We start from the raw sequence: 16,237 nt of genomic DNA on the forward strand, positions 1-16,237 counted from the left end.
TCGGCCCCAGTTCAGTTGAGCGGCGACCTCCAGCGCAACCCCTCGAACCGGGCAAAGTCCTTGTCACAGGTCACAAATTCACAACCGTGCTCAATCGCCAGCGCAGCCAGGTAGGCGTCGGGCACGAGCTTGTGGTTCGTGCCTATCCGCTTGCACAAAACGGTGAAGATCTCCCAATGACGCTCACCCGGGCTGACCACGATCGCGTGGGGCTGGTTGCGGACCAGCTCCGCGAAGGCGAGGATCTCCTCCATCGTGGCCGGGTTCTCATAGAGCGGCCGATTCGCGAGGATCCGGAGGAAGCCGTTGATCACCTGATCCGAGACCGCGTAGGCCGAATCGCCGTTGACCAGCTCTTCGATGACCGCGCGGCAGGACCGGTGCTCCTTCGCCTCCAAGCGGAAGGCGTTGACGAGGACGTTGACGTCACTCAGCAGCATCGTCCACCGCCTTGACATGATGCTCGACGTCCTCCCGGTCGAGCAGGTCCTTGATGAACTCGGGGGTGAGCTCGATCCCGTGCCGGAGACGAGATCCGGAGACCGGGAGCTCCACCCGTGGGCGTTGGGCCGCCTCGGTGGAGCGGTTGAGTAGTTGCCGCAAGGCGTCCTCCATGACCGAGGTGAGACTGCGTCCGTTGCGTGCTGCGTACGCCTTCGCCTCGTTGAGGAGCGTCTCGTCGATGCGCACCGTGGTCCTCCGCATGACTCCCTCGTTCGCGGGTGACATAAAAATGTCAACACACGAAGGGTAGCCGCTCGGCTACGGTCGCGCATCGGGTTGGCCTGTCACCAATCGGCTACGTTCGCCTGCCCCTCGGGGCGCAGGCGCACCTGGCGGCCCACCAGTTCGCGGGTCTCGGCGTCGGCCAGCAGGTCGGCCCGCCGTACGACGGCGTGGGCCCTGGAGACGCCGCCCGGGACGTCGACGACCAGGATGGCGCGCTCGGGGGCGCCGTCGCGGCCGTGGGCGACCGTGTAGCCGGCCACCGTCGCGGGGCCCTCGTAAAGGTCCTGGATGGGGACGGGGGTGGCGGTGTGCACGGGGGCGGCGTCGCCGAGCGTGCCGCCGGGCTCGGTGGACCAGACGGCGCAGGCGTGCTTGGTCAGGTGCATGCCCACGCCGGTGACCAGGCCGTGGCCGCGCTGTGAGCGCAGGAGCCCGGCCATGGTGGCCGTGGAGTGCAGGACGTAGTTGCTGGCGGGGCCGCCGGCGTACGGCAGGCCGCCGGTGACCGTGAGGCCGCGCGGGTCCAGGAGGTCGAGCTTGAGCGCGTCGCAGGCCTGCCGCAGGGCGATGGCGAAGCAGCTGTAGAGGTCGAGCGCGGCCATGTCGTCCAGACCCAGCCCGGCGCGGGCGAACGCGGCCTCGGCCGCCTTGGCGATCGCCGGGGAGGAGGCGAGCGAGGGACGGGCGGCGACCTCCCAGGTGTCCTCGGCGTAGGCCCAGCCGCGCAGGTACACGCGCCGCTCCAGCGGGATCGCCAGCCGGTCGGCCAGCTCCGAGCTGACCAGGATGACGGCGGCGGCCTGGTCGACCTCCAGCGTCGCGACCGTGTTGCTGGTGTACGGCCAGCCGACGAACCGCCCGGACTCCAGCTCCTCCGGAGAAAACGCCTCCCGCCGCCAGGCATGGGGATTGGCCGCCGCCACCTCCGACATAAGCGACATGAACCGCGCTCGCTCCGACATTTCCCGACTTATCGCCATATTTCGGGAAAAGCGGTGCGCCGTCTCCAGGATCGGATAAGTGTGGACAGGAAGGAACAACTCGTGCGCCAATTCCGCCGGATGCGGCGGCCGGTCCCACCCGTACGGCGGCTTCGGATCGGCCGGATGGCTCCACGCCACATGCTCGCCCAGCTTGCGCACGTACCTGCGCGTGGCCAGCGCCTCCGCCCCCGCCACCAGAGCGCTGTCCAGCTCCCCCGCCGCGATCCGTCCCGCCGCGGCGCCGATGAGCATCTGCGGGGCCGTACCGCTGACATTGGAGTAGACGCTGTGGCGCGGCGCCGCGCCGAGCCGTTCCGCCAGCCGGTACGGCGGCGCGTCGTACTGCCAGGAATCGGTGTAGACCAGCCCGATCGAGTCGAGCCGCGACGGCGCGAGACCGGCGTCGCGCGCGGCCTGCCTGGCCACGTGCTCCCAGAGGTCGAGGGGTTCCGGTCCGGGCTGCGTCCGGACGGTCAGCTGGGCGGCGCCGACGAGGCAGGGGGTGCGCGGATCCATGCCACCCATCTAACCAGAACAAGATTCGGTTCAGCTCGCCTGTGACGTTTCTGACCGGAGTGAGCACAGGCGGCGCACGGATATAAGTGGCCCCTGTTATCTGTGAGGAAAATGAATTCCGGGCGCCTTGGAGACCTGCGCGAATACCGATTGAGAATACATGCCCAATTGCTATTTCTATAACAGAACGGAACCGGCCCAGACTTTTTCGCGTCGTTTCCTGGAACTCGCCCCGCGCCATTCATTAGCGTTCCCAGCGTTTTCCTGGCCCACCGGGGCGCCGTACCCCGCTCTGGGCCGCCGAGAACTGGAAGGAGCTCCATGAATTCCCGAGCAAGGCGCATGGCGATTCCGCTCGCCGGCCTCGTGGCCATCGGACTGGCCGCCGGCATGATGAGCGGCACCGCTTCGGCGACTCAGGCACCCAAGGACGTCGTCTCCAAGAACGCGACGACGCCCGCGACCCAGGCAGTCCAGTTCTGGACGCCCGACCGCATCCGGTTGGCCACGGACATGAAGGACTCCCTGGACATCTCGTCCAGAGGCGTCAAGGGCGGCACCCAAAGCCCTGACGGTCCGCCCGGATCGGTCCCGCCGATCGGCGAGGAGAAGACGAAGACCGCCAAGAGCAAGCACGTCAACCTGCCCAACACGGTCGGCCGCGTCTTCTTCACACTGCCCGGCGCCAACCCGAACGACCCGAAGAGCTGGCGTTTCTGCTCGGCCAGCTCTGTCCAGGGCAAGTTCCGCAACATGGTGGCGACCTCGGCGCACTGCGTCTACGACACCAAGAAGGACGTCTTCTACGACAACTGGATCTTCATCCCGTCGTACTGGGACGGCAACAACGCGTGGGAGGGCAAGGCTCCCTACGGGATCTACGCCGCCAGGACGTTCAACGCGCACGACGACTTCGTGGTGAAGGAGGACTACGACTTCGACTACGCGTTCGTCAACGTCTACAACGGCATCAAGGTCAAGTGGGAGAAGGTCAACGGCAAGTGGCAGTGGACGGTCAAGAACGTCGGCCGCCTCGGTGACAACGTCGGCGGCCAGGGCTTCGCCTGGAACCGCAGCACGAAGGTGAACGTCTTCTCCTTCGGCTACCCGGCCGGCGAGCACCCCGACGGCGACAAGCCGTTCACCGGCCGCACCATGAAGTGGTGCTACGGCAAGACCAAGCCGATGCCGTCGGCGCCGAAGTACAACCTGCAGGAGCACATCGGCTTCAAGTGCTCCTTCACCGCCGGCGCCAGCGGCGGGCCGTTCATCTACAACTACAAGAGCGCCTCGCGCACCGGCTACCTGGTCGGCGTCAACAGCGTGGCGTGGGACACCGACGGCAACGACAGGTACGACCACATCTCGTCGCCGTACTTCAACGCCGACACCTACAAGGTCTACAAGGCCGCCGCCAACCGGTGGACAGGCAACTTCCCCCTGTAGCGGTCTGACGCGAGCTGAAAGTCCCCGGGCCCTCCCCGGGGACTTTCCCCGTTTCCGAGGCCCTTCAGAAGGCGAACAGCGGGCCCGTGGCGGCGCTCATCCTGCAGCGGTTGCCGTACACCGCCGTGTGGTTGATCAGCCGCTCCCCCCAGACGCCGGTGGCCGTGACCTTCACCGGGCTGTACTCCTCCGTGCACAGCACCTGCGCCACCGGCATGCGCGCCGGGTTGCCCGCGGTGGCCGTCAGCGCGGCGCAGGCCTCGGTGGCGCGCGGGTGCACGCTGGGGTTGCCGTCGCAGACGAGCAGGACGTGGCGGGCGCCGTGGGTGAGCACGAATCCGTTCTTCGGTGGTTCCGCGGGATTTGCGGCTGGACCAGCGGCGATAGCCGTACATGAAAGGACGGCGAGACACATGAGTCGCATACTGGCAGCCTTGCTCGCAGATCATCGGCGGCCAACGACCGACGCGCGGGACGCATGCCTCACATGGGCTTTATGGGACACACGTCAACCTTGATCAGATAACGAATCTCCATCCGAGCTGCCATAGAGTGAGTCGATCTGGAAAAATCCTCCCTTACGACCCCAAGAAAGGCATTTCATGATCCCCCCGGTCAGGTCCCTCGCGGCCGCCGCCCTCGGCGCGCTGCTGATGGTGCCTGCCCTGACAGGGATCGCGAACGCCGCGCCCAGCAAGGTCATGACGGTCCCGCTGGCCAAGACCGACGCGGACATGAAGAAGGTCGCGGAGTACTGGCAGCCCGACCGGCTCAAGAAGGCCGACAGCTACTCGCCGGCCACGCCCGCGGGCAACGCTCCCGCTGCCTCCTCGACCGCCGCCGGGTCGTCGGCCGGCGCCGCCGTACAGGCCGCTTCCGCCACCGCGAAGAAGGCGAAGACGGGCCCCCGCGACGTCGCGCCCGCGCTGCCCAAGAGCGGCTCGGCCGCCAAGACCATGGGCAAGGTCTTCTTCCGGTTCGGCAGCAAGGAGTTCTGGTGCTCGGCCAGCGCGGTGGCGTCCAAGAGCAAGAGCGTCGTCGCCACGGCCGGACACTGCGCCTACGACCCACGCCAGCCCGGCGAGGCGCACAACTGGATCTTCGTCCCCAACCCGCAGGCCGACGGCACCACGCCTGACGGCATCTACGTCGGCGCCTCGCTCAGCCTGCACGAGGACTGGGTCAAGGGCGACTACGACTTCGACTACGCCTTCGTCACCGTCCACCGCGGCTTCGTCTGGGAGAAGCAGAAGGACGGCACCTACTCCATGAAGGACGTCGGCAAGCTGCAGGACAACGTCGGCGGCCAGGGCCTGGCGATCTCCAAGGGGTACAGCAACCGCGTCAACGCCTTCGGATACCCGGCGGGCGCCCAGCCCGACGGCACCCGCCCCTTCAACGGCAAGACGCTCGAGACCTGCGCCGGCGGCACCAGCAAGACGACCGCGCCGAGCCGGGAACTGCAGTACGGCGTCCTGCTCCAGCCCTGCAACCTCACCGCGGGCGCGAGCGGCGGCCCCTGGCTGTGGAAGTTCCAGAGCTCGACCAAGCTCGGCTACCTCAACGGGGTCAACAGCCTGACCTGGAACCGCGACGCCCGCGGGGCGTACGACGCGGTGTCCGCGCCCCCCTTCATCGCCACCACCGCCGACGTCTACCGGCAGGCCGACGCACAGGGCAGCAGCGAAAAGTGAGGCAAGTCACATCGGCCCCATAGGTCGACTCTGTGATCAGGCACTCCTTCTGTCTCGGAACGATCACACCGCGTGTTGGACCGGTTGACATGATCTACCGAAAATTCACATGACACGAGTCAGCGCTGTAGGTTCCGGGCTGTCCGTTTTTGCTGAGTTCGGCGCGCTTGGAGCGCCCATACCAGCGCAACCTGGAGTTACCTTGAAGCGAATCCTTCTCCCGGCCGGTGGCGCTCTGCTGGCGACCGGTCTCGTGGCTGCCGGCCTGTCCGGTACCGCCCAGGCCGCCGACGACATCGCCAAGGACCCGATGGCCACCAACACCAAGGCGGCCTACTCTGTCGCCGCGTTCTGGATGCGGTCCAACTACGCAGCCCTGCGCAACGCGACGGCCTACACCTGGGACGCCGCCGACGTGAAGAAGGTCGTCCAGAAGGGCGGCTACAGCCCCGACGGACGTCCCGGCCAGACCGCGCCGCAGTCCGCCGGCTCCGGCAAGTCCCAGAACGTGAACCTGCCGAAGACCATCGGCAAGGTCTTCTTCGTGGACGCGTCCGGCAAGTACCGCTGGTGCTCGGCCACCTCGATCCAGTCGAACTACCGCAACGTGGTCTCCACCGCCGCGCACTGCGTGTACGACACCGACGGCAACCGCGACGTCATGGACCGCTGGGTCTTCGTCCCCGGCTACTACCAGGGCAAGGCGCCGTTCGGCATCTACGTGGGCAAGCAGGCCTTCACCCACTACGACTTCACGACGTACGAGGACTACGACCGCGACTACGCGTTCGTCACCGTCTACAACGGCATCGGCCACAACGGCAAGAAGTTCGTGGACGCCGGTCGCCTCGGTGACAACGTCGGCGGCCAGGGCATCTCCTGGAACCAGCCGAGCGGCAAGCCGGTGCGCGCCTTCGGTTACCCGTACGCGCCGCACCCGGACGGCAACAAGGTCTACTCGGGCGTGACCCCGAAGACCTGCTACGGCCCGACCACCGGCAAGAAGGTCGGCGCCTCCTGGCTGAAGATCGAGGAGCACGTGGGCCTCAAGTGCGCCGTGACCCCCGGTTACGACGGCGGCCCCTGGCTCAAGAACTACAGCAACGCCAAGCGTCTCGGTTACGTGAACGGTGTCACCAGCACCTTCGCCGACCAGGACGGCAACGACCGCATCGACTGGATCACCTCCCCGTACTTCGACGGCGAGACGGCTGACGTCTACAACGCCGCGAAGAACGTGTGGTCCGGCAAGGTCGTCGGCCCGAACGGCGAGCTCTACAAGTAAGACCACCGTGTGAAGGGGCCCGGCTCGATGCCGGGCCCCTTCCGCGTTTCTGGGCATATCTCCCAGCATGGCCGGCCACTTTCACGCCTACCGGTGGACCGGGATCGGCGAGGAACTGCGCCTGGAGGAGGAGCGCCGGACCGGCACGCCCGAGTTCCCGAGCTCGCCGCTGCCTCCGGTGCGCACCGCCGACTGGCTCGCGCGCCCGCGCCGCCAGGTGGCCGCCACCTTCGAGTCCGCCGCCGACGCGGTGGGCTGGCTGGGCCGGGAGTACACGGCGGCGTGCCGCAAGCTGCTCCTGCCCGCCGACGAAGAGCGCGTCGGGCGTGCCGTACGGCTGGCCAACGCGACCGAATCCCTCACGGGCGGCGTCGACGTCCAGTGGGGTTTCTGGCTCACGGGCGGCCGGTTCGCATCCCTGGCGGTCGTCTGCTGCCCGAATAGGACCGCCGCGCACCCGTGCCCGCTCATGATCGGAGCGACTTAGACGGGGTGAGGGCCCCATCTGGTTCCTGTGATCTATGTCACATTCACCGGGCCACGGGGAGTGTCGAGGCACTTACCGCTCATTTGCACCGTTCGCCACATGCCCCCGATTGGCCAGTGAAAACATGCCCAAACGATCACCGCGGGTAATTGTATCTGACAGATAACAGCACGGTCACGGCGGTAAGGGTGACTACCAGACCGGGCGAAACGGCTTCCACCTGCAAAGATCACACGGGTATGTTCCTTGCTATCCCTTTACTGACGCATGGGACGCATGTTGCGACCCACGACAGACCAAGGAGCAGTTCCCTTGAAGCGCATCCTCATCCCCGCCGGTGGAGCCGTTCTGGCAACCGGCCTGCTGGCTGCCGGCCTGGCCGGCACCGCCTCGGCCGCCAACGACGTCGACACCGACGCGATGGCGAAGAGCGCAGCCACCGCTAAGGCCATCGCCGCTTTCTGGGCGGACAACAACGGCGCCGCCCTCAAGGGCGCCAAGGAGTCCAACGTCTGGGACGGCAAAGACGTCGAGAAGCTGAAGCAGAAGGGCGGTTACACCGCCGACAGCCGGCCCGGCACCACGCCCCCGATCGGCGCCGAGAAGAAGACCACCGCCAAGGTTCAGAACGTGAACCTGCCGAAGACCATCGGCAAGGTGTTCTTCGTGAACGGCAAGGGCGAGAAGAAGTGGTGTTCGGCCACCTCGATCCAGTCGCAGTACCGCAACCTGGTCGCCACGGCCGGCCACTGCGTGTACGACGTCAAGAACAACCAGGACGTCATGTCCAAGTGGGTCTTCGTCCCCGGTTACTACCAGGGCAAGACGCCGTGGGGCATCTACGTGGGTAAGCAGGCCTTCACCCACTACGACTTCTCCACCTACGAGGACTACGACCGCGACTACGCGTTCGTCACGGTCTACAACGGCGTCCAGCTCGGCAACGGCACCGCCAAGAAGGTCTCCAAGGCCGAGTTCGACAAGTACCAGGGCGTCAAGGACGCCAAGGACGTCGAGATCACTCGCGCGGAGTTCCGCAAGTGCAAGCTCGACCCCACCTCGATCGAGGCCTGCTGGGTCAAGAAGGGCTCGGACGCCGAGCCGACCGGCCCCGACTACCCCGGCGCCGAGGTCGCCAAGGTCGAGGTCAGCGCGGACAAGTACAAGGACGCGAAGATCGGCAAGGGCAACGGCTTCAAGTTCGGCGAGCCCGTCACCGAGATCGTGACCGACCCGGCTGCCAAGGCCTACGTCGAGAACCAGAAGAAGGACCCGGTCAAGTACCCGGCCACGGTCAAGCAGGACGCGCGCGGCAACTGGACCATCACGCACTACTACGTGCAGCAGTGGTACAAGCCGGGCCAGGCGACCAAGTTCTACAAGACCGAGTTCTACATCATCGAGGGCTTCGTCAAGGACGCCGGTCGCCTCGGTGACAACGTCGGCGGCCAGGGCTTCGCCTGGAACCAGCCCACGGGCAAGTACGTCCGTGTGTTCGGCTACCCGGCCGCCCCGCACCCCGACGGCAACAAGAACTACACCGGCATCACGCCGAAGTGGTGCTACGGCAAGACCTCTTCGAAGCTGGCCGCCTCGGCCGCCAAGAAGATCGAGGAGCACGTCGCGCTCAAGTGCGCGATGACCGAGGGCGCCGACGGTGGCCCCTGGCTCCTCAAGTACAGCAACGCCAAGCGCATCGGTTACGTGAACGGTGTCACGAGCACGTTCGCCGACCAGAACGGCAACGACCGCGTCGACACCATCACCTCGCCGTACTTCGACGGTGAGACCGCGGCTGTCTACAAGGCCGCCGCCAAGGTGTGGTCCGGCAAGGCGTTCTAGGTAACGCAACGCGAGCGGCACTAGCTGTTCGTAGATCGTGAACAACCCGTGGGGCCCGGCAATCGCCGGGCCCCACGGCTGTCCCGCCGAAAGTTGAAGCCGTTTGGACGCATGGGGTCCGCAGACGGTGCCATGAACTTGATGTGATCTGCGTCACATTGGGGGCGAACCGCCCATCAGGGCAACACCCCAACCCCACACGTCACACCAGCAACAAGCATCTGTTGATCTGCGAAAACATCACAGGTCTGGCCTCTCGCCCGGTCAGCCACATCGGCTGCATAAACATCACGAAGCGATCACGGCCGACTTGTCCCATCTTTTCCGCCCGAAGCGGGTTCCTGTTTTCAAGATCGGCGCTGTATGTTCCTGGCTATCCCTTTACTGACGCATGGGACGCAAGAGGCGTTCCACGACAGCGCAAGGAGTTACCTTGAAGCGCATCCTCCTCCCCGCCGGTGGCGCCATCCTGGCCACTGGTCTTCTGGCCGCCGGCCTCGCCGGTGCCGCCCAGGCCGAGCCGAACATTGACGCCGACGCCCTCGCGGCGTCGAACGCCAAGGCGGCCGAGGTTCTCAACTTCTGGACCAAGTCCAACAACGCTGCCCTGCGGCAGGCCACGGCCTACTACTGGGACAACAAGGACGTCAAGAAGATCGTCGAGAAGGGCGGCTACGTCGGCAACACCAAGCCCGGCGAGCTCCCCCCGATCGGTGCCGAGAAGAAGGTCACCGTCAAGTCCCACAACGTGAACCTGCCGAAGTCCATCGGTAAGGTCTTCTTCGAGGGTCGCGACGGCAACCTCTACTGGTGCTCCGGTACCTCGATCCAGGCCAAGTACCGCAACCTGGTCTCGACCGCTGGCCACTGCGCGTACGACTACAAGAACAACGGCGAAGTCGTCTCCAAGTGGGTCTTCGTTCCCGGTTACTACCAGGGCAAGACTCCGTGGGGCATCTACGTGGGTAAGCAGGCCTTCACCCACTACGACTTCTCGAACTACGAGGACTTCGACCGCGACTACGCCTTCGTCACCGTTTACAACGGTATCGGCGGCGTGCAGGCGGACGCGAAGAAGGTCACAAAGAAGGAGTACGACGCCTTCACGGGGTCCAAGGACACCAAGGTCGTCGAAGTGACCGCCGAGGAGTACAAGAAGGGCAAGCTCGACCCCGCCACGACCGACGACTACAACGTCGAAGAGGGCAGCTCTGACGAGGCTTCCGGCCCCGACTACCCCGGCGCTGTCGTCGGCAAGGTCGAGGTTCGCAAGTTCATCTACGACGCTGCCAAGGTCGGCAAGGGCAACGGCTTCAAGTACGGCGAGCCCGTGGTCGAGCACGTGACCTACGACGAGGCTGTTGCTTACATCAAGAAGCAGAAGCCGAGCTGGAAGCCGGGCGACGCGCTGCCCACGCCCACCAAGGACTACCCGGGCGTTGTCGCGGTCGACGGCAACACCAACGCCACCATCACGCACTACTTCGTGCAGCAGTGGTACAAGGCGGGCAAGGCCACCAAGTACACCCGCACCGACTACTACCTCTTCAGCGCTGCGCTGAAGGATGTCGGTCGCCTCGGTGACAACGTCGGTGGCCAGGGCTTCTCGTGGAACCAGGGCACCGGCAAGGTCGTTCGCACCTTCGGTTACCCCTACTCGAAGCACCCCGACGGCTCGAAGCCCTACTCCGGCGTTACGCCGAAGTGGTGCTACGGCAAGACCGGCCCCAAGGCCACCAAGGTCGCGAGCCTGAAGATCGAGGAGCACGTGTCGCTGAAGTGCGCCGTCACCGGCGGCTACAACGGCGCCCCGTGGCTGCTCAAGTACAGCAACGCCAAGCGCATGGGCTACGTCAACGGCGTGACCAGCGTTCTGTACGACACGGACGGCAACGACCGTTGGGACTACATGTCCTCGCCGTACTTCGACGAGGAGACGCACTCGGTGTACTCCGCCGCTGCGAACGTGTGGTCCGGCCCGATCACCGCGGTTGCCAAGTAACCTCGTGATCACCTGAGTCGGAGGTCCAAACTCTGACTCGCCCCAGCATCACCCGAAGGGCCCGGCTTGTGCCGGGCCCTTCGGCATTCTTCAGGAATTTTCCGCGAAGATCCCTTATCAGAGGGGCGCAAGGGTCGATAGGGTCCTGACATCCCCTTTGTTACTCCTGTGGAGCCCCCCTGTGAAGCGCCTGTTCGTCCCCCTCGCCGTCGCCGGTTTGAGTGCTGCCGCCGTCGCCTTCCCCGCCGCCGCCGAGCCCAGCTGGGTCCAGGATCCGCTCGCTCCGAAGCCGGCCGACGCCTACAGCAACGCCTTCTTCTGGCTGGACGGCAACGCCGCCGCGCTGAAGAAGGCCACCCAGTACCACTGGGACGCCAAGGATGTCCCGAAACTGGTGACCACCCAGGCCAAGAAGTTCGACGGCAAACCCGGCATGACCGCCCCGATCACCTCGTCCAAGCCCGGTGCCAAGGTGAAGAACGTCAACCTGCCCCGCAGCATCGGCAAGGTCTTCTTCCTCGACCGCAAGGGCAACTATCGCTGGTGCTCGGCCACCTCGATCCAGTCGCGCCACCGCAACCTGGTCGCGACCGCCGGCCACTGCGTGTACGAGGACGGCAAGGACGTCTACCGCAAGTGGGTCTTCGTACCCGGCTACTACCAGGGCAACGCCCCCTGGGGCGTCTACGCGGGCGCGTACGCCTTCACCACGTATGACCTCGACGTGTACGACGACTACGACGGCGACTACGCCTTCGTGGCCGTGCACAACGGCTTCACGCTGACCGAGGAGAAGAAGGTCACCGCGCAGCAGTACAAGGCCTGGGCCGGCGACAAGTGGATCAAACCTCGCGAGATCACCGCAGAAGAGTTCGCCAAGTGCAAGCTGAACCTCGGCGACTGCTGGTCCGAGGGCGAGGACAAGCCCGCCGACCTGGTCGGTCCCGACTTCCCCGGCGCGGTGCTGGAGAAGGTCGAGGTCAACGAGAAGACCTACACCGACGCCAAGATCGGCAAGGGTCAGGGCTTCAAGTTCGGCGAGCCCGTGGTGGAGCAGGTCACCAAGGCGGTGCACGACGCCTACAAGGGTCCGGGCAAGCCCGGCACCGACAAGTACGGCAACTACACCATCACCCACTTCTACACGCAGAAGTGGGTGAAGCCCGGCACCAGCCGCAAGTACTTCGTGGCCGAGTACATCATCGGTCTCGCCAAGGACACCGGGAAGCTCGGGGACGTCGTGGGCGGGCAGGGGTTCGCGTGGAACCAGCCCAAGGGCCAGCCGGTCTACGCCTTCGGCTACCCCGGTGACCCGCACCCCGACGGCGACAAGCCGTACTCCGGCGTCACCCCCAAGTTCTGCTACGGCAAGACGGGCACCAAGACCTACCAGGTCAACAGCTTCAGGGTGGAGGAGCACCAGGTGCTCAAGTGCTCGCTGACCGGCGGTGCCGACGGCGGGCCCTGGCTGCTCAGGTACAACAACGCCAAGCGCACCGGCTACCTGAACGGCGTGACCAGCATCTTCCACGACCAGGACGGCAACCAGCGGATCGACTTCATCAGCTCCGCCTACTTCGACAGCGAGACCGCCGACGTCTACAACAAGGCGACCTACGCGGAGACGAAGTCCGTCGTGGGCCCGAACGGCGAGATCCTGCACTAGCGAGCGGCACGACGAAAGCCCGCGGCCATGCCGCGGGCTTTCGCGTGTTCAGAGGTGGCCGTCCAGGCGGCGGCGGGCGTCGTCGACGAGCCGCCGCGTCGCCGCCGGTGAGCGGTTCAAGAGGGCCGCGATCTCCTGGTACGGCAGGCCGAACAGAGCATGCAGCACGAAGGCGAGCCGTTCGGCCGGTGACAGGGTCTTCAGCACGTCCAGCAAGGCCAGCCGCACGGCGTCGGCCAAGAGCTTGTCCTCGTCATCACTGCTGTCCATACCCGCAGTGACGATTCGCGGGCGCCGGATGTGACGTCAGACGGAGGCCAGGTCGCGGGTGCGTTCCGTGAGTTCCTGTACGGCCCGCTCCTGCTGGTGCGGTTCGAGGCGGCGGCGTAGGTCGGCGGCGTAGGAGCGGGAGCGGGCCGACTGGAGTTCGGCGCCCAGGACCAGCGCGTCGGTCGCGGCGGCGCAGGCTTCCTCAAGTTCGCCGTCCTGCAGGAGCCCGGCCGACAGCAGGGAGAGGTTGAACATGCGGCCGCGCACGAAGCGGCCGTCCATCTGCAGCGAGCGGCGCGCGTGGCGGACGGCGCGCTCGCCGTCGCCGAGGTCGCGGAAGCAGTGGGCGAACTTGGCCGCCAGATACGCCTCGTCGAAGTACCCGAGCCACGCCGGCTCCTCCTCGGTACGGCGGGCGGCGAAGGCCTGCTCGGACTCGTTGAGCGAGACGCCGCAGGCACGGGCGTCGCCGAGTCCGGCGTGGGCGTGGGCCTCCAGGACGTGGGCGGAGGCCAGGAGCGTCCGTACGCCCGCCCGCCCGGCCGACAGCTGCGCGGCGCGGGCCAGGTCGAGTGCGTGGCCGTGCTGACCCATGTAGATGGCCTGGTGGGCCATCCCGGCCAGGATCTCACCGCCCAGGGCGTGGTCGGCGGCGCCGCGGGCCAGGCGCAGCGCCTGGATCAGGTAGCGCTGGGCGAGGCCGTGCTGTTCGAGGTCGTAGGCCATCCAGCCGGCCAGGCGGGTGAGTTCGGCGGCTGCCGAGGCCAGCTGGCGGCCGGTGGCTTCGCCGTAGGAGCCGTCCTTGAGGAGCGGCGAGACGGCGGTGTCCAGATATTTCACGACCGAGGAGCGCACGCGGCCGCTGCCGAATCGGTTGTCCAGTTCCCCGAACGAACGGGTCACCTCGTGAATCGCGGCGATGTCCGCGTTGCCGACCCTGCGCCCTCCCCCGCCGGTCGGCCTCCCCTCCGCCGGCGCCGCCAACCAGCGCAGGGCCCCCACCGAGCCCGCCCCGATCGCGAACGTCGAGTCGAGCAGGAACCTCCGCCTCTCCACATCCGCGCGCCACAGTGCTGTCACGGTAGCGACCCCCTCCTGCCAGGTGTGCGTGAACTCCTGCCCGAGATCGAGGGGTGTGGTCATGGCCGGCATGCCGAGTTCTTCCGCGGTCACCGGCCTGCCGAGCCGGAGCGCGAAGATCTCCGCGAGAAGGCATGGAACCGGTTCCCTCGGCCGCTGACCACCGATCCAGCGCAGAACGGAGCTGTGGTCGTACTTGAGGCCGGGGGTGCCGCGCGCTGCTCCCAGATCGTTCAGCCGCCGGGCAAGGCCCTTGTGTGAGAAGCCCGCCTCCACGATGACTCGCTGGAGCAGTCGGTTGGGCTCGCGTTCCATAGCTCTCCTCGCCCGGGAGCCGGCGCCCGCCATCCTTACAGAGCGCTCCCTTTATAGCACGAAGAGTAAAGAGGTTTTCTGCAGTTCCTAAAGACGAGGCGGGCTACGGCAGGTTCAGCTCCCAGACGCGTACGGCCATCGGGCGCTTGGTGTCGTCGAAGACCACGCGCACCGCCATGCGGCCCTTCTTGAGCCGCTGCCAGAGGTGGATCGGGTCGCACTTGGTCTTGCCGTAGGCCTTCTTGGTGGCGCTGTCGTGGGGGTATCCGGCGGCCCGGTTGCCGCACTTCTTGTTGACCTGGCGGTAGTCCAGCCCTTCCGTGTAGGCGATCCGGATCGGCTTGCCGGTCTTCTTGTCCAGTGACCAGCCGAGCAGGCCGCTCTCCCCGATCTCGCCCAGCGACGCCTTGTACGGGGTCAGGATCAGGTGGGAGTTGCCGGAGATCTTCGCCCAGCCGTACACGGTCTTGAGGCCTGTGGCGGTTTCCGCGGAGGCCGGGGTGGTCGCGACGAGAAGCATCGCGGCGGCCGCCGCGCTGACCAGAACGGCTTTCATCTGTCCTCCAAGATCGACGTTTCCGCGAGCTTCTCAAACGTCGCTTAAGAACGGCTTGCAGAAAGCGCCCGGCCGGATTGCTCCGGCCGGGCGCTGCGATCGTGCGGGACTAGATGCGGCTGACCCCGTCGATCTGGGCCTGGGCGGCGACGGCGGCCGTCACCGCGGGCGCCACCCGGGCGTCGAACGGGCTCGGGATGATGTAGTCGGGGGTCAGGTCGTCGGCCACCACGTCGGCCAGGGCGTCGGCGGCGGCCACCTTCATGTTCTCGGTGATCGTGCGGGCGCGCACGTCGAGGGCGCCGCGGAAGACGCCGGGGAAGGCCAGCACGTTGTTGATCTGGTTGGGGTAGTCGGAGCGGCCCGTGGCCACGACGCTCGCGTGGCGGCGGGCGGCGGCCGGGTCGATCTCGGGGGTCGGGTTCGACAGGGCGAACACGATCGCGTCGGGTGCCATGGAGGCGATGGCCTCCTCGGCGACGGTCGAGCCCGACAGCCCGATGAAGACGTCGGCGCCGGCGAGCGCCGACTCGGTGGAGCCGGAATGGCCGCCCTTGTTGGTGTCGCGGGCGAGCGCGGCCTTGACCGGGTTGAGGTCGGTACGTCCCAGGTGGAGCAGGCCCTTGGAGTCGGCCACGGCGATGTCGCCGATGCCGGCCTCCAGCAGGATGCGGCTCACCGCGACACCGGAGGCGCCCGCTCCGGCCACCACGGCGCGCAGGTCGGACAGGGAGCGTCCGGTGACCCGCGCGGCGTTCTTGAGCGCGGCCAGGGCCACGATGGCGGTGCCGTGCTGGTCGTCGTGGAAGACCGGGATGTCGAGCAGGTCGCGTAGCCGGTCCTCGACCTCGAAGCACCGGGGGGCGCTGATGTCCTCCAGGTTGATGCCGCCGAAGGAGGGCGCGAGCCGTACCACCGTCTCGACGAGCGCGTCGACGTCGGTGCAGGCGAGGCAGATGGGGACCGCGTCGACGCCCCCGAACTCCTTGAACAGGAGGGCCTTGCCCTCCATGACGGGCATCGCGGCGGCCGGGCCGATGTCGCCGAGGCCTAGCACAGCGGTGCCGTCGGAGACGACGGCGACCACATTCGAGACCCAGGTGTAATCGTTGACCAGCTCCGGGGAGTCGGCGATGGCCGAGCAGACGCGGGCCACTCCGGGGGTGTAGGCGAGGGAGAGGTCGTCCTTGTTACGGACGGGGATGGTCGAGCGGACCTCCAGCTTGCCGCCGCGGTGCAGCGCGAAAGCGGGATCCAGGTCGAAGGAATCGAGCGAGGTGGAAGCGGGCGTGACAGCCACAGAGACCCCTGTAGGTTCATCGGACGGAAGGACAGACGCCACAAGGAGGCCTGGCTTCGGTAGCTG

The 16,237-nt window shown here is 66.7% G+C and carries 15 protein-coding genes; 7 read left to right on the forward strand and 8 right to left on the reverse strand.

Annotated elements, in window-relative coordinates:
- Positions 1 to 11 precede the first annotated feature (11 nt).
- From ACIBI5_RS49580 to ACIBI5_RS49590, 3 genes are all read right to left on the reverse strand, one after another.
- Positions 12 to 440 carry a type II toxin-antitoxin system VapC family toxin gene (locus ACIBI5_RS49580; RefSeq protein ID WP_397258075.1) on the reverse strand — a complete coding sequence of 143 codons (429 nt, stop codon included), beginning with the start codon at positions 438 to 440 and terminating at the stop codon, positions 12 to 14.
- Positions 427 to 705 carry a DUF6364 family protein gene (locus tag ACIBI5_RS49585; protein WP_397258078.1) on the reverse strand — a complete coding sequence of 93 codons (279 nt, stop codon included), beginning with the start codon at positions 703 to 705 and terminating at the stop codon, positions 427 to 429. The genes ACIBI5_RS49580 and ACIBI5_RS49585 overlap by 14 nt, the downstream gene beginning before the upstream one ends.
- 83 nt (positions 706 to 788) lie before the next feature.
- Positions 789 to 2,228 carry an acetyl-CoA synthetase gene (locus tag ACIBI5_RS49590; protein ID WP_397258080.1) on the reverse strand — a complete coding sequence of 480 codons (1,440 nt, stop codon included), beginning with the start codon at positions 2,226 to 2,228 and terminating at the stop codon, positions 789 to 791.
- Positions 2,229 to 2,549: 321 nt separating this feature from the next.
- Here ACIBI5_RS49590 and ACIBI5_RS49595 point away from each other — a divergent pair, with 321 nt between their 5' ends.
- On the forward strand, positions 2,550 to 3,674 hold the full coding sequence (locus tag ACIBI5_RS49595; protein WP_397258082.1) for a trypsin-like serine peptidase: 1,125 nt from the start codon (positions 2,550 to 2,552) through the stop codon (positions 3,672 to 3,674).
- A gap of 64 nt (positions 3,675 to 3,738) precedes the next feature.
- On the opposite strand, the gene ACIBI5_RS49600 is transcribed toward ACIBI5_RS49595, so the two are convergent.
- Entirely contained in the window at positions 3,739 to 4,008 is a 270-nt protein-coding gene (locus ACIBI5_RS49600; RefSeq protein ID WP_397258084.1) for an SSI family serine proteinase inhibitor, read from the reverse strand.
- 268 nt (positions 4,009 to 4,276) lie between these two features.
- On the opposite strand from ACIBI5_RS49600, the gene ACIBI5_RS49605 reads away from it, so the two are divergent.
- From ACIBI5_RS49605 to ACIBI5_RS49630, 6 genes are all read left to right on the forward strand, one after another.
- Positions 4,277 to 5,368, forward strand: coding sequence for a trypsin-like serine peptidase (locus ACIBI5_RS49605; protein ID WP_397258086.1), 1,092 nt, complete (start codon positions 4,277 to 4,279; stop codon positions 5,366 to 5,368).
- A gap of 202 nt (positions 5,369 to 5,570) precedes the next feature.
- The gene (locus ACIBI5_RS49610; protein ID WP_397108402.1) at positions 5,571 to 6,653 is read left to right on the forward strand and encodes a trypsin-like serine peptidase; all 1,083 of its coding nucleotides are present in this window, start codon (positions 5,571 to 5,573) and stop codon (positions 6,651 to 6,653) included.
- Between the two features lie 67 nt (positions 6,654 to 6,720).
- Positions 6,721 to 7,140, forward strand: a complete 420-nt coding sequence (locus tag ACIBI5_RS49615) for a hypothetical protein (protein WP_397258088.1) — start codon at positions 6,721 to 6,723, stop codon at positions 7,138 to 7,140.
- Between the two features lie 312 nt (positions 7,141 to 7,452).
- Entirely contained in the window at positions 7,453 to 8,982 is a 1,530-nt protein-coding gene (locus ACIBI5_RS49620; RefSeq protein WP_397258090.1) for a trypsin-like serine peptidase, read from the forward strand.
- Positions 8,983 to 9,415: 433 nt separating this feature from the next.
- A complete protein-coding gene (locus tag ACIBI5_RS49625) occupies positions 9,416 to 10,984 on the forward strand; it encodes a trypsin-like serine peptidase (protein WP_397258092.1) in 1,569 nt (522 codons plus the stop codon).
- 181 nt (positions 10,985 to 11,165) lie between these two features.
- Positions 11,166 to 12,650 (forward strand): trypsin-like serine peptidase, encoded by a 1,485-nt coding sequence (locus ACIBI5_RS49630; RefSeq protein WP_397258094.1) that lies wholly within the window; start codon positions 11,166 to 11,168, stop codon positions 12,648 to 12,650.
- Positions 12,651 to 12,698: 48 nt separating this feature from the next.
- Here the strand turns inward: ACIBI5_RS49630 and ACIBI5_RS49635 are convergent, their stop codons facing one another.
- The 4 genes from ACIBI5_RS49635 to ACIBI5_RS49650 all read right to left on the reverse strand — a co-directional run bounded on the left by ACIBI5_RS49635 (position 12,699) and on the right by ACIBI5_RS49650 (position 16,171).
- Positions 12,699 to 12,920, reverse strand: a complete 222-nt coding sequence (locus ACIBI5_RS49635; protein ID WP_397258095.1) for a sigma factor-like helix-turn-helix DNA-binding protein — start codon at positions 12,918 to 12,920, stop codon at positions 12,699 to 12,701.
- 36 nt (positions 12,921 to 12,956) lie between these two features.
- Entirely contained in the window at positions 12,957 to 14,315 is a 1,359-nt protein-coding gene (locus ACIBI5_RS49640) for a hypothetical protein (protein WP_397258097.1), read from the reverse strand.
- Between the two features lie 103 nt (positions 14,316 to 14,418).
- The gene (locus tag ACIBI5_RS49645) at positions 14,419 to 14,871 is read right to left on the reverse strand and encodes a hypothetical protein (RefSeq protein WP_397258099.1); all 453 of its coding nucleotides are present in this window, start codon (positions 14,869 to 14,871) and stop codon (positions 14,419 to 14,421) included.
- A gap of 109 nt (positions 14,872 to 14,980) precedes the next feature.
- Positions 14,981 to 16,171, reverse strand: a complete 1,191-nt coding sequence (locus ACIBI5_RS49650) for an NADP-dependent malic enzyme (RefSeq protein ID WP_397258101.1) — start codon at positions 16,169 to 16,171, stop codon at positions 14,981 to 14,983.
- Positions 16,172 to 16,237: the final 66 nt, after the last annotated feature.

The organism is Nonomuraea sp. NPDC050540 (genome assembly GCF_044457485.1).
Taxonomy (GTDB): domain Bacteria; phylum Actinomycetota; class Actinomycetes; order Streptosporangiales; family Streptosporangiaceae; genus Nonomuraea.